Below are 12410 nucleotides of genomic sequence, written 5' to 3'. Positions count from 1 at the left end.
ACCTTTCCGCCTGGATTAGAAGGCCTGAACAATGACCACTCCAAATTTAGATGACGTGCTCGTGCTCATCCCGGCCCGCATGGCATCGACCCGCCTTCCGGGTAAACCGCTGGCCGATATTTGCGGTTTGCCGATGATCGTGCAGGTGGCGCTGCGGGCGAGGGAGGCAGAGATCGGCCGCGTCGTCGTCGCGGTTGACGACCAGCAGGTCTTCGATGTCGTTGCCGAAGCGGGCTTCGAGGTCGTCATGACAAGCCAGCATCATCAGTCCGGTTCGGATCGCATCTACGAAGCCCTGATGAAGGTGGATCCCGAGGGGAAAGCCAAGTTCGTCGTCAACGTTCAGGGTGATCTTCCGACGATCGAACCGGAGACGGTTCGAGCCGCCTTGCATCCGCTGGAAGACGCGAATGTCGATATCGGAACGCTGACGATCGAGATCGAGGACGAGGCCGACAAGACAGCGCCGCATATCGTCAAGGTCGTCGGTTCGCCGCTCTCCGACAGTCGCTTGAAAGCCCTCTATTTTACGCGCGCGACAGCACCCTACGGCAACGGTCCGCTCTATCATCATATCGGTCTCTACGCCTACCGCCGTTCAGCCTTGGAGCGTTTCGTCACGCTTGGGCCGTCCGTTCTTGAGAAGCGCGAGTCGCTTGAGCAACTTCGTGCGCTTGAAGCCGGCATGCGCATTGATGTCGAGATCGTTGACACGGTTCCGCTCGGTGTCGATACTCCCGCCGACCTTGAAAAGGCGCGGCGCATTCTCTCCGCTAGAACGAAGTGACGGGTTTTCCATGAACATCAAGACCAACAGGATCGCCTTCCAGGGCGAGTTCGGTGCGAACTCCGACATGGCGTGCCGCGACATGTTCCCGACTATGGAGCCGCTGCCGTGCCAGACGTTCGAGGACGCCTTCGTTGCCGTCGAGAACGGAGATGCCGATATCGGCATGATCCCGATCGAGAACACGATCGCCGGTCGCGTGGCCGACATCCATCACCTGCTGCCGGACTCCCGACTGCATATCATCGGCGAATATTTCATGCCGATCCGCTTTCAGCTGATGGTGCTTCCCGGCGTCACCAAGGATGAGATCCGCACGGTGCACAGCCATATCCATGCGCTTGGCCAGTGCCGCAAGATCGTGCGCTCGCACGGCTGGAAGCCTGTCATCGCCGGCGACACGGCAGGTGCGGCGAAGCTCGTCCAGGAGACTGGTGACCGTTCGATGGCGGCACTTGCCCCGCGCCTGGCTGCCGACCTCTACGGTCTCGACATTGTTGCCGAGAATGTCGAGGATACCGAGAACAATGTCACTCGCTTCGTCGTCCTCTCGCGTGAGGAGGAATGGGCGCATCGCAATTCGGACGAGGAGAAGCTTGTTACCACGTTCGTCTTCAACGTCCGCAATATCCCGGCCGCGCTCTACAAGGCGCTCGGCGGCTTTGCGACGAACACCATCAACATGACAAAGCTTGAGAGCTATCAGCTGGGCGGCAAATTCGTTGCGACGCAATTCTATGCCGATATCGAGGGGCACCCGAACGATCCAAACGTACGGCGCGCCTTGGAGGAGCTGCGGTTCTTCTCTGAGAAGGTTCGAATCCTGGGTGTCTACAAGGGCCACCCAATGCGTGGCCAACTGCAGAAATGAAAGGGCGCCTCAGGGCGCCCTTTTTCCGATTGGGCCTTCACTTATCCGGCTCACACACGCGCAAGCGGTGGCCGTCCGGGTCGAGAACGACGAACGTCGGACCGAAATCCATGTCGGTCAGGTCCTGCGCAATCGGCAGCTGGCGCTTGCGCCAATCCTGGTAAAGGGCAGAGACACCATTTTCGCCAGGAACCATGAAGGCGATCTCGGCACGGCTGCCGGTCGCAGACGGTTGCGGCGCGACCTTGCTCAGCCGCCAGAGTCCGAGCGTGAAACCGCCGTCAAGCGCAAAAGCGACGAAGTTCGGTGCTTCGGCCACCGGCTCGCGACCGAGCAGGGATTTGTAGAAACCGGCGCTTTGGGCCGGATCCCTGACGTACAGAATGATGAGGTTCGGGCTATTCATCGGGTTGTCCTCGTTGTGACAGGGAAGCAGTCGAAGAAACGCCGCTGCACTAGTGGCAGCGGCGGTTGGTCACGCGTCTTGGGAGTTGCGCTGTCGCGTCAGCTCTCGTGGCACGGGCAACCCCAGTCCACGAAGCCGAGATCGCGTTTCATCGCCTCGGGCATGGTCTCCGGATCGAGGCGCGGATACCTGTTGCGGACCATCTGACGCGAAGCTTTCAGCATCATGCGCAGCAGCGTGGACTGCGGATATCCTGCATCGGAAGGGGTCTCGTCGACAGGATGGCTACCACGCGTCGATCGGGTAAGGTTCAAACTCGTCATCATCGGTCCTCCTGTTGGATTGGTACCGATAATAGCGCCGATCACTGTCAGTTTATGGCAGTAGTGTTGAGCTCAGTGGGCGATATCCTGCTGGTCCCGCCATTCCTTGAGAAGCACCGCACGCCGGCGCGGATAGCGTGCGCCCTGCGGAATCATCTCGACAATCCGGTCGGTGCGGAAGTGACGGTAATCCTTACGCAATTCGCACCAGGCGACAACTACTCGCACCTGTTCGAAATAGCTTAACGCAAACGGCCAGATGTCGCGGACAGAGACCGCACCGCTTTCATCGGAATAGGTAAGCTTGAGGATCCGTTCGCTGCGGATCGCTTTGCGAATGGCACCAAGATCGGCTTTGTCGGCGACTGGCGGGCGAAGATGGACGAGCAGCGTAGACGTCTCGATCTCGTCTCGCATCTCCTGCGGCAGCACATCGGCGATCTTGGCCAACGCATCGGCGCCCGCTGAAGCAAGTCGTGGATCGGCGGCGCGTGCCACCCAGCGAGAACCGAGGACGAGCGCCTCGATCTCGTCTTGTGAAAACATCATCGGCGGCAGCATGAAGCCTGGCTTCAGCACGTATCCGAGACCCGGTTCCCCCTCGATCAGCGCGCCCTGTGCCTGTAGACTCGCAATATCGCGGTAGAGCGTGCGGATGCTGATGCCGGTTTCCGTTGCCAGCACTGCGCCGCTGACCGGGCGGCGATAGCGTCGCAGTGTTTGCAGCAAGGTCAAAAGGCGTTCGGAGCGTGCCATGTCAGGGGCCTCGTCTGTCGGGCCTTATTGCTTTTTCCATTCCACCCAGTCGCGCATCAGCCGATGGGCGACTGCACCCCTCGGGGGCGGTGCCTTGCCGGTCGCGCTGGGGCGTTCAAGCATTTCAAGCGTTTCCTCACGCGTGAACCAACGGCAGTCTTCCAGCTCCTGGCCGTCAAACTTGATGTCCTTCGACCTCGCCTCGGCGTAGCAGCCGATCATCAGCGTATGCGGCATCGGCCAGGGTTGTGAGGCGTGATACCGGATCCTTCCCGTGTGGATCCCGGATTCCTCCAACGTCTCGCGTCGTACTGCATTCTCGATCGTCTCGCCTGGCTCGACGAAGCCCGCGAGGCAGGAATACATGCCAGGGGTAAAATGCGGGCTGCGACCGAGAAGGCAAAGATCGCGCTCCTCGTCGACAACGAGCATGATGACAACCGGATCGGTGCGCGGGAAGATTTCGTGTCCGCAGGCCGAACAGACGCGCTTGTAGCCGCCGATATGGATCTCCATGGTCGAGCCGCAGCGGCCGCAAAACTTGTTGTCGCGGTTCCAGCGGATCAGGCTCGCGCCCTGCGCAAATTCACCAAGCAGCACCTCGTCGATCAGCATCTCGCGAAACAGTGAGCGGCCATCCGAAGGCTTATACTGGCTGGCAAGCTCTTCTTCCGGAACGCCGACCGGAACGGCAAGCCGGGGTTCGCCCGTCTTGCGGTAGCCGAGCAGCACCGTTTCGTCCCAGTTCGGCTGCAGATCCTTCAATTCGTAGCGCGCAAACAGAGGATCGAGCACCTGTCCGTCATGCTTGAGGACCAGCTTGTCACCGGCAAACGCGAAAATATGCGTCCCCTCCTTTGCCAGTGCCTTATCGACAGATGTCTCGTCGCGATGCTCGGAATCGCGGATCAGGTCGTTGGCAGCAAAGGCAGTCAGGCTGCTGGGTTCCGGATGCGGAACATCCGAATCGAAAAGCGAACGGCTCATGATGAAAGGGCTTCCCGCAACTTCTCTATGAATTCATTTCTCTTGTCCGCTGCGTAAGGCTCGGCCTTGCCAAATCCCCAGACCGGATTTGGCCAATTGGCATCGCCTTCGAAGCGGGCAATGACATGAACATGAAGCTGGCGGACGATGTTGCCAAGGGCCCCGATATTGATTTTTGTAGCGCCGGTGGTCTTCTTCAGGGCAGAGGCAACCATTTCCGTTTCGAATGTCAGCAACACCTGATCGAGTGGCGTGAGTTCGAAAACTTCGGTGATATCAGTCCTTCGCGGGACGAGAATCAGCCATGGCCAGCGGGCGTCCTTCGACAGCCTGAGATCGCATAGCCCCGTCTGCATGACGCTGTCGCTATCGCTTTCCAACCGACGGTCGAGTTTGAATTCGTCCAACAGGCATTCCTCCATGTTTTCTTGAGGCTAGCAGTTTTTTTTGAGCTTGGCTTGCTTTTGATGGCGATATTGCCGATATGTGCATCCGGGAGGTTGGTGGTGGACGAGCCACTCGCCAACCGGGTCAGGTCCGGAAGGAAGCAGCCCTAACGAGCCCGGCACGGGTCATCGTGCCAGCCTCCCACCTTTCTCTCCATTCTTGCTCGGGCAGTCCGGGTGATAAGCAGGGCGATGAGCGACACCGAGCGACAGTCAAAAGATGCCGCCTCGACGGGCACCGGATACCGGGTGCTGGCACGCAAATACCGCCCCAAGGATTTCACGGATCTGATGGTCGGCCAGGAGCCGATGGTCCAGACCCTGACCAACGCCTTCGAGACCGGCCGTATTGCCCAGGCCTACATGCTGACCGGCGTTCGCGGGGTCGGCAAGACGACGACTGCCCGCATTCTGGCGCGTGCGCTGAACTACAAGACGCCTGACATCGACAAGCCAACGATCGACCTGCGCATTCCCGGCGAGCATTGCCAGGCGATCATGGAAGGCCGGCATGTCGACGTCATCGAGATGGACGCGGCCTCGCACACCGGTATCGACGATATCCGGGAGATCATCGAGCAGGTGCGCTATCGACCGGTGTCGGCGCGTTACAAGGTCTACATCATCGACGAAGTGCACATGCTCTCGACGCAGGCCTTCAACGGCCTGCTGAAGACGCTCGAAGAGCCGCCCGAGCATGTGAAGTTCATCTTCGCCACCACCGAAATCCGCAAGGTTCCGATCACCGTCCTGTCACGCTGCCAGCGCTTTGACCTGCGCCGCATCAGCGCGTCGGATCTCGTTGGCCTCTTCACCACGATCGCGTCGAAGGAAGGCATCGAGGCTGAGCCCGATGCGCTGGCGATGATCGCACGTGCCGCCGAGGGCTCGGCGCGAGACGGCCTGTCGCTGCTCGACCAGGCGATCGCCCATGGCGGCGGCGCCGTTTTGACCGAAGCGGTGCGCGGTATGCTCGGTCTTGCCGACCGCGCCCGCATCGTCGATCTCTTTCATCACATCGTCAAAGGCGATGTCGCCGCAGCGCTCAACGAATTTGAAAGCCAGTACGAGGCCGGCGCCAATCCCGTTGCGGTGTTGACCGACCTTGCCGATTTCACGCATCTGGTCACCCGCCTGAAGTACGTCCCGGATGCGGCGAACGATCCTTCGCTCAGCGAAATCGAACGTACCAAGGCCGCGGAATTCGCCCAGGGCGTGGCGGTAACGACGCTGTCGCGCATCTGGCAAATGCTGCTGAAGGGCATCCCTGAGGCCGAAGGTTCCTCGCGTCCGGCCGGAGCCGCTGAGATGGTGTTGATCCGGCTGGCGCACGCCGCGCATCTGCCTGCACCCGAGGACGCTGCCCGCCGCCTCGCAGAATTTTCAGAGACGAATGGCGGAGGCCGCCCGGCGGTGCCATCAGGCAACGGTGGCGGCGGCGCAACGGTAAACTATCAAGGTAATCTGGCGGCAAGAGCGACGGACGTGATACCGCGCCCGCAGCCAGCCGGCCCGACCGCCATGCTGCGCGCCGTTCCCAATCCCGATCCGCAGAACGTGCCGGTCGGTCGGCTTGAGACGAAGCCGGCCGAGGCGCCGAAACCGTTGGTGCCTGTCAACTCCATCTCCGACATCGCTAATTTGGCCGGTGAGAAGCGCGATGTGAAGGTCAAGGCGCTGGTGCGCAACTTCGTCCGCCCTGTTCGTATCGAACCCGGTCGCCTTGACGTCAATCTGACGGAAGGTGCGCCTGGCACGCTGCTGAACGAACTGGCGGTCAAGCTCAAGGACTGGACTGGCATCCACTGGATCGTCAGCCTCAGTCGCGAGGCGGGGCAGCCGACGATCGTTGAGGCGGAAGCGAATGCCAAGGCGCAGCAGGTCAGCGACGCCCGCCAAGATCCCGATGTAGCCGCAATCCTCGCGCAGTTTCCGGGCGCCAAGATCATCGACGTTCGCGTGCGGGCGCCGGAACCGGAGGAGGAAGAGGAGGCCAAGGCGCCTGCTGCTGCCGAATCCGAGGAGGGCGATATCCTGCCGGGCGACGACATAATTTTCTGAAGTATCGAGAAGGAGCGAGACGATGCGCGACATCATGGGCATGATGGGCAAAGTCAAGGAAATGCAGGCCAAGATGGAGAAGATGCAGGCGGAGATCGCCGAACTCCACGCGGAAGGCAAATCGGGTGGCGGTCTCGTTACCGTGATCCTCAACGGCAAGGGCGAGATGCAGAGCCTGAAGATCGACCCGTCCTTGTTCAAGGAAGACGATGTGGAGATCCTCGAAGACCTGATCGTCGCCGCGCACAAGGATGCCAAGGACAAGGCCGAGGCCGCCGCGGCCGAAAAGACCAAGGCTTTGACCGCTGGCCTGCCGATTCCGCCCGGCTTCAAGATGCCGTTCTGATAAACAGAAGCTCACGAGAGCGGTGTCGGCTGCACGGGCACCGCTTCGTCACGCAATAGGGAGGATTGCCGGTGACGTTGACCAGTCTGTTCGTCTTTGCCTGCGCGTTGTTTGTCGCGGCCGGCTCCCCCGGTCCGAGCGTTGCTGCACTCGTTGCCCGCGTGATTTCCAAAGGTGCGCGTGACGTTTTGCCGTTCCTGGCGGCCATGTGGCTCGGCGAAGCGATCTGGCTGACCTGTGCTGTCGCCGGTCTTGCGGCGATTGCCGAGACCTTCCACTACGCCTTCGTCGCCATCAAGTGGCTCGGCGTCTGCTATCTGCTCTACCTCGCCTGGAAGATGTGGTTCGCCTCGCCCGACACCGAAGGGGACGCACTGCCCGACACGCAATCGCCGCTGAAGCTTTTCTTCGCTGGCATGACGGTGACGCTCGGCAACCCGAAGATCATGATGTTCTACATGGCACTGCTGCCGTCGATCATCGACGTTGGCGCCGTGACCATGGTCGGTTGGGCCGAACTCGTCGCGACGATGCTTCTGGTGTTGATCGTCATTGATATCAGCTGGGCGCTTCTTGCTGCCAAGGCGAGGCGCTTCCTGAGGAGCCGTCGCGCCGTTCGCTTGGCCAATCGCGCCAGCGCCGGAACAATGGCCGGCGCCGCTGTTGCCATTGCTATGCGCTAGGCTATCTCTGCGAGACGTGCCGCTTGGGAGCCGGTGGCGGTGGTGCCGGCGGTACCCATGTCAGGATCATGTTGGCGACGCCTGCCGCGATATTTAGGCCGGACGTGCCCTCAGCCGAAACCGGCTGTAGAGCAATCGAGCCTTCGAAGCCGCCGATCAGGACGTTGGCTCCGACCCCGAGGCCGACGGTCGCATTGGCCGCAACGCCGGCGTAGCTGCCTTGCAGGGCGCCGTCGAGCCGATTGGTCGGCGCGTAGACGAGCCAGATCATTCCGCCCCCCGCAAGAGTGCCGATATCGACGCCAAGCTTGGTGATCGTGCCGGTGTAACGTTCACTCGGCCGATCGGGGGAAGACGGAGTGAAAATGCAGTTCAGTGTCCGTTTGGAACCGATAATGACGCCGAATCCAGGCGATATGTCACAGCCGAGTGAGCCGACCTTGACGCGCGCAGCGGCTGGCGTCGCCGATAGGAAGGTAGTGGCCGTTGCGGCGATGACTGCCGCCGCGATAAGTCGTGCGATGGACATGCGAGCCTCCTTCGTTTTACACCCCGTGGGTGAAAAACTAGGAGCCTCGGCGTTGTCAGCAAGTGGTGCCGGTTGAAATCGCCTCAGCTATGCTTCCGCGCTAGTCGCATCAGCTCGCGACCGACGGGTTTCGCAGGTTCGCCGCGCAATACGAGAGAGGTTGTGACGGCGCCATAGCGCGCAATGCTGTCGACGATGATTTCAAGCTCTGACGGGGTGGGGACAAGGACCTTAAGCACGAAGCAATCCTCTCCGGTCAGCCTCAAAACTTCGATGATTTGCGGCATCTCGGCAAATTGCTTGAGGCAAGTACGGATATGTTCGTGGGTCGTGCGCAATCGGATAACGGCGATCATGCCCAATCCAAGCGCAGCGGTGTTTATGCGTGCGCCGTAGCCTTCGATAATTCCTCTTTCCTCAAGCCGCTTCAGTCGCTCGGAAGCAGCCGGCTGCGAGAGGCCAACCTGGCGCCCCAGTTCGGAAACGGAGATGCGCCCGTCTGCCTGCATGATCTCGAGGATCAACATGTCGGTGGGATCGAGTTGGCGGCCCGCGAAATCAGCCATTGACATTCTGCCTTTAATCTATCGGTCGGAGGATAATTAATCCGATGATTTCTTATGTCGTTTCCGCGCAGGTCACGCAACTTGTGCCGCTCGGCAATAGGAAGGAAGCGATGAGAGATATTGTTGTGATACCCGGTATTGGCGGGTCCGGCCATGCACACTGGCAGTCCCGATGGGAAGCGACTGAACCTCGCATGCGGCGATTTGCGCCGTCGAGTTGGGACCAGCCGAACCTTGAGGACTGGATTGAGTCGCTGGACCGGGCCGTCGGGCAGTCACGGTCCGAACCGCTTCTCGTCGCCCACAGCCTGTCCTGCCTCCTCGTTGCTCATTGGGCGTCGGAGACAACGCATCGCGCAGGTGGCGCGATGCTGGTTGCGCCACCGGATCCGCGTTCCGCTGCATTTCCTCCGGAAGCTGCCGGCTTTGCCGATCCGCCTGCCACGACGCTTCCATTTCCATCGCTTGTCATAGCAAGCAGCAATGACCCGTTCGGCGCCCTCGCTTACGCGCGCGCCAGAGCCGAGGACTGGGGCAGCGAGTTTATGGATATAGGCGCCTTCGGCCACATCAACGGCAGCAGCGGCCTCGGCGACTGGCCGGCAGGACGGGCAGCTCTCGCCGCCCTTGAAGCGCGGCTCAGTTAGGCGTTTCCTGTAGCTCCAGAATATCGCGCAGCTTGTAGTGAATTGGAGCAGCGAGGTAGCGGTTTCGGTCCCGTGCGTTCAGCGTTTTGCCGAATGTGGCGATCATCTCCGGCATGGTGACCTTCTCGCCAGCATAGGGCCGATAGTCGATCGCCAGTCCGGCGGCGATCGTGCCACTGTGCAGAACGCGGCAATAAATGCCGGGCCGCGCTGCCTGCGTGTAGCGTTTGACGAACCGGGGATCGCCCATGCGAGCAGCAAATGTGGCGCATGGAATGCGTGCGCTGGTGACCTCCAGAACAAGATCGCCGGCTATGAATCGATCGCCGACGGACACGACGCGGTTGTCGAGGCCGTCAACAACAATATTCTCGCCGAATGTTCCCGGCTCAACTGTTTCTCCCATCTCGCTTGACCACCAGTCGAGCGTCAGAGAACCCTCGAGATAGACGGCCTGGTCGACGCCTCCATGATGCTTCCGGTTGCAGATGGCGTCGCCGACAAGCCCTTCCGCGTCGACGAGCACGTTACCGCCAACGGGATGCTTGTTGATGCCGGTCTTGTAGCTCTTACCGGGTAGCCGCTCGGCACTGCCAATGCAGACGGCGAGGATTTTCATTCGATCGGGGCTCCCAACGCGTTTCCGTTTTTGCAGCATATGGGCTAATAACCGCTCATGGCAAAGCGAGTCACCGGTCCCGAAATCGAAAAACTGATCCAGCTTCTGGCAAAGGTGCCCGGTCTCGGTCCGCGTTCAGCTCGCCGGGCTGCCTTGCATCTCATCAAGAAAAAGGACCAGCTGCTCGGCCCGCTGTCGAACGCGATGGGCGAAGCATACGACAAGGTCAAGATCTGCTCCCGCTGCGGCAACGTCGATACGGTGGATCCCTGTACTGTCTGCACCGACCACCAACGTGACCAGTCCGTCATCATTGTCGTCGAGGATGTCTCCGACCTCTGGGCGCTGGAGCGCGCCGGAGCCTTGAACGCAGCCTATCACGTGCTCGGCGGCACCCTGTCGCCGCTTGATGGGGTCGGGCCCGATGATCTCAACATTCGCGGCCTGATCGAGCGAGTTACGGCGGGGGGAATTCGCGAGCTCATCATCGCTGTGAATGCGACTGTCGAGGGCCAAACGACAGCACACTATATAACCGACCAGCTGAGCGGCCTGGATGTGAAGATCACGCGCCTGGCTCACGGCGTCCCCGTCGGCGGCGAACTAGACTATCTCGACGAAGGGACGCTCCAGGCGGCGCTCAGAGCGCGCACCGCAATTTAGGGGGAAGCATGAGCAAGCGTATTTTCGGCCGCCTTTTGATCGCGACGGCGCTGCTGTCGCTATCGTGTCTGCCGGCTCTCTCGGCGTCCAAGGCCGATGTCGAAGCACAGTTCGAGACCTGGGTGCAGCGCGACCTCTGGCCGGAGGCGCAGCGCAGCGGCATCTCCGAGAAGGCGTTTCGCGCCGCCTTTGCAGGCGTCAAGCTCAACTGGAGCTTGAACGACCTCGCGCCTCCCGGCTTCCCGCCGCCGAAACAGCAGAAACAGACACAGGCCGAGTTTTCGTCCCCCGCACCTTATTTCAACGAGGATCGGCTGAAGCGGCTCGCCGCTACTGGTCGCGGCTTTGCCTCGCAATATGCCTCGACATTGAAGAAGATCGAACGGACCTACGGCGTGCCCGGCTCGATCGTTCTGGCGGTCTGGGGCCGTGAGACGGGCTTTGGCGCTGCCAAGATCCCGAGTTCGGCGATCGAGGTGCTGGCAACGAAGGCCTTTATGTCGACACGCAAGGAGATGTTCCGCACCGAACTTCTCGCCGCGCTGCACATCATCGATCGCGGCGACGCGACGCCAGCCGAATTCAAGGGATCGTCGGCCGGAGCGCTCGGCCAACCGCAGTTCATGCCGACCAGCTATTTGAAGTACGCAGTCGATTTCGACGGAGACGGCCATCCCAATATCTGGAGCTCTGTACCCGACACGCTTGCTTCGATTGCCAACTTCCTGGTGAAGGAGGGATGGCAGCGTGATCGTGGCTGGGGGTACGAGGTCACGATCCCTGAACAGGTCTCCTGTGCGCAGGAGGGACCCGATCTCGCCAAGCCGATTGCCCATTGGGCTTCGCTTGGAATTGATCGCGTCAGTGGCAAGGCGTTTCCGTCAGACGAGAGGAAAGCCAGTGGCATGATGCTCGTTCCGGCCGGCCGTGATGGCCCGGAATTTCTCGTCACGCCGAATTTCTACGTGATCAAGGAATACAACAACTCCGACCTTTATGCGCTTTACATCGGCAATCTGGCCGATCGGATCGCATTCGGCTCCGGCGCCTTCCAAGGGGCATGGGGCGATGTCGGCAAGATGTTGCGTTCCGACGTTGCAACCATGCAGAAGGCTCTCGAAAAGAAGGGCTACGATGTCGGCGGCTCGGATGGTCTGCCCGGCTACAAGACACGTCGCTCCATTGGGCAGTGGCAGGAGAAAAACGGCATGCGGCCCACCTGCTATCCAGAGGCCTCGATGATTGGCAAGCTGAAATAGGCTTAGAGATCGCGTTTGAAGCCCTCGTGGCTCGCAACGAAGCCCAGCTTCTCATAGAAGCGGATCGCGTCAGCCCGCGATTTGTCCGAGGTCAGTTGCACCAGCCCGCAATTGCGTTCGGCGCATCGCTCGACCGCCCATTCGATCATCCGGGAACCGAGGCCTGAACCGCGCTCGCTCCGGGACACGCGGACGCTTTCAATTTGTCCTCGCCACATGCCCGCGCGCGACAGGCCGGGAATGAAGGTCAGCTGGAGGCAGCCGACCACACGATCAGCCTCGTCGACGGCAACGGCCAGAAGCTGGTTGGGATCGGCTGCGATGGCCGCGAAGGCCGCAGCATAGCGCGGATCGGGTGGAGTTGAGACGATTTCCCGTCTGGCGCCGAGAGCATCGTCAACAAGCAGTTCGATAACGGCAGGCAGATCAGAATTCCGGGCGGCGCGGAAGGCGTGCATGTG

At 60.9% G+C, this 12410-nt stretch carries 17 protein-coding genes and 1 other RNA gene; 9 read left to right on the top strand and 9 right to left on the bottom strand.

The annotated features are described in order from the left end of the window. Positions 1 to 31: 31 nt before the first annotated feature. Complete coding sequence (locus JNB88_RS02865; RefSeq protein ID WP_220354210.1) at positions 32 to 787, top strand: 3-deoxy-manno-octulosonate cytidylyltransferase; 756 nt, start codon at positions 32 to 34, stop codon at positions 785 to 787. A 10-nt stretch (positions 788 to 797) separates the two neighbouring features. Then, a complete protein-coding gene (locus JNB88_RS02860; RefSeq protein ID WP_037131161.1) occupies positions 798 to 1658 on the top strand; it encodes a prephenate dehydratase in 861 nt (286 codons plus the stop codon). Between the two features lie 37 nt (positions 1659 to 1695). Here the strand turns inward: JNB88_RS02860 and JNB88_RS02855 are convergent, their stop codons facing one another. The 5 genes from JNB88_RS02855 to JNB88_RS02835 form a co-directional block, all read right to left on the bottom strand. Next, positions 1696 to 2064 carry a VOC family protein gene (locus JNB88_RS02855; RefSeq protein ID WP_220354209.1) on the bottom strand — a complete coding sequence of 123 codons (369 nt, stop codon included), beginning with the start codon at positions 2062 to 2064 and terminating at the stop codon, positions 1696 to 1698. 98 nt (positions 2065 to 2162) lie between these two features. Continuing rightward, on the bottom strand, positions 2163 to 2390 hold the full coding sequence (locus tag JNB88_RS02850) for a hypothetical protein (protein WP_220354208.1): 228 nt from the start codon (positions 2388 to 2390) through the stop codon (positions 2163 to 2165). Positions 2391 to 2459: 69 nt separating this feature from the next. After that, entirely contained in the window at positions 2460 to 3143 is a 684-nt protein-coding gene (locus JNB88_RS02845) for a helix-turn-helix transcriptional regulator (RefSeq protein ID WP_220354207.1), read from the bottom strand. Positions 3144 to 3167: 24 nt separating this feature from the next. After that, positions 3168 to 4130 (bottom strand): NAD(+) diphosphatase, encoded by a 963-nt coding sequence (gene nudC / locus JNB88_RS02840; RefSeq protein WP_037131153.1) that lies wholly within the window; start codon positions 4128 to 4130, stop codon positions 3168 to 3170. Then, a complete protein-coding gene (locus tag JNB88_RS02835) occupies positions 4127 to 4537 on the bottom strand; it encodes an HIT domain-containing protein (protein ID WP_220354206.1) in 411 nt (136 codons plus the stop codon). Before JNB88_RS02835 ends, nudC begins: the two co-directional genes overlap by 4 nt. A gap of 88 nt (positions 4538 to 4625) precedes the next feature. Between JNB88_RS02835 and ffs the strand changes: the two genes are divergently transcribed. The 4 genes from ffs to JNB88_RS02815 all read left to right on the top strand — a co-directional run bounded on the left by ffs (position 4626) and on the right by JNB88_RS02815 (position 7666). Further along, positions 4626 to 4722: signal recognition particle sRNA small type (ffs, locus tag JNB88_RS02830), an RNA gene on the top strand. Positions 4723 to 4768: 46 nt separating this feature from the next. Further along, positions 4769 to 6637, top strand: a complete 1869-nt coding sequence (locus tag JNB88_RS02825; RefSeq protein ID WP_220354205.1) for a DNA polymerase III subunit gamma/tau — start codon at positions 4769 to 4771, stop codon at positions 6635 to 6637. Positions 6638 to 6659: 22 nt separating this feature from the next. Continuing rightward, positions 6660 to 6983 carry a YbaB/EbfC family nucleoid-associated protein gene (locus JNB88_RS02820; RefSeq protein WP_007799011.1) on the top strand — a complete coding sequence of 108 codons (324 nt, stop codon included), beginning with the start codon at positions 6660 to 6662 and terminating at the stop codon, positions 6981 to 6983. Positions 6984 to 7054: 71 nt separating this feature from the next. Then, positions 7055 to 7666 (top strand): LysE family translocator, encoded by a 612-nt coding sequence (locus JNB88_RS02815; RefSeq protein ID WP_220354204.1) that lies wholly within the window; start codon positions 7055 to 7057, stop codon positions 7664 to 7666. A gap of 1 nt (position 7667) precedes the next feature. Here JNB88_RS02815 and JNB88_RS02810 read toward each other — a convergent pair whose 3' ends face one another. After that, positions 7668 to 8195 carry a DUF992 domain-containing protein gene (locus tag JNB88_RS02810; RefSeq protein WP_220354203.1) on the bottom strand — a complete coding sequence of 176 codons (528 nt, stop codon included), beginning with the start codon at positions 8193 to 8195 and terminating at the stop codon, positions 7668 to 7670. An 83-nt stretch (positions 8196 to 8278) separates the two neighbouring features. Next, entirely contained in the window at positions 8279 to 8761 is a 483-nt protein-coding gene (locus JNB88_RS02805; protein ID WP_220354202.1) for an Lrp/AsnC family transcriptional regulator, read from the bottom strand. Between the two features lie 110 nt (positions 8762 to 8871). Between JNB88_RS02805 and JNB88_RS02800 the strand changes: the two genes are divergently transcribed. After that, entirely contained in the window at positions 8872 to 9408 is a 537-nt protein-coding gene (locus JNB88_RS02800; protein ID WP_220354201.1) for an RBBP9/YdeN family alpha/beta hydrolase, read from the top strand. On the opposite strand, the gene JNB88_RS02795 is transcribed toward JNB88_RS02800, so the two are convergent. Beyond that, positions 9401 to 10027 carry an MOSC domain-containing protein gene (locus JNB88_RS02795; RefSeq protein WP_220354200.1) on the bottom strand — a complete coding sequence of 209 codons (627 nt, stop codon included), beginning with the start codon at positions 10025 to 10027 and terminating at the stop codon, positions 9401 to 9403. The two genes, JNB88_RS02800 and JNB88_RS02795, sit on opposite strands and share 8 nt — an antisense overlap. Before the next feature lie 57 nt (positions 10028 to 10084). Between JNB88_RS02795 and recR the strand changes: the two genes are divergently transcribed. Next, on the top strand, positions 10085 to 10690 hold the full coding sequence (gene recR / locus JNB88_RS02790) for a recombination mediator RecR (RefSeq protein ID WP_037131137.1): 606 nt from the start codon (positions 10085 to 10087) through the stop codon (positions 10688 to 10690). Positions 10691 to 10698: 8 nt separating this feature from the next. Beyond that, entirely contained in the window at positions 10699 to 11949 is a 1251-nt protein-coding gene (locus tag JNB88_RS02785) for a lytic murein transglycosylase (RefSeq protein WP_220354199.1), read from the top strand. Between the two features lie 2 nt (positions 11950 to 11951). Here JNB88_RS02785 and JNB88_RS02780 read toward each other — a convergent pair whose 3' ends face one another. Beyond that, positions 11952 to 12407 carry a GNAT family N-acetyltransferase gene (locus tag JNB88_RS02780; RefSeq protein WP_220354198.1) on the bottom strand — a complete coding sequence of 152 codons (456 nt, stop codon included), beginning with the start codon at positions 12405 to 12407 and terminating at the stop codon, positions 11952 to 11954. Between the last annotated feature and the right edge of the window lie 3 nt (positions 12408 to 12410).

Source organism: Rhizobium cauense, assembly GCF_019511525.1.
GTDB classification, from domain to species: Bacteria; Pseudomonadota; Alphaproteobacteria; order Rhizobiales; family Rhizobiaceae; genus Rhizobium; species Rhizobium cauense.
The sequence above is the reverse complement of the archived record's forward strand: the minus strand, read 5'-3'. Positions and strand labels throughout refer to the sequence as shown.